We start from the raw sequence: 229 nt of genomic DNA on the forward strand, positions 1-229 counted from the left end.
CAAGCATCCGGGCCTTCAACCCAGGCGCCATTATCGTCTTTATCAGCGTCTGACCCGTCTTGAAGTCCTTGCCCGCTACCGGTACCCCACTCTCCCTAGCAAGCTCCACCAGAGCCGGTATATCCGCCGCTATAGAAGGCGCCCCGTTGGCATACCCAACCCCCTCCTTAATCGCCGCATAGGCGTAGAGCATCGCCGGAGAGATGGCCTCATCCGAAACATCCAGTGC

General features: G+C 59.4%; 1 protein-coding gene. It reads right to left on the bottom strand.

Features of this window, described 5'->3' with window-relative positions:
* The coding region (locus tag HKX41_14110; GenBank protein ID NNC25268.1) for an inositol-3-phosphate synthase at positions 1-229 on the bottom strand (229 nt) is incomplete at both ends.

This window comes from Salifodinibacter halophilus (assembly GCA_012999515.1).
GTDB lineage: Bacteria > Pseudomonadota > Gammaproteobacteria > Nevskiales > Salinisphaeraceae > Salifodinibacter > Salifodinibacter halophilus.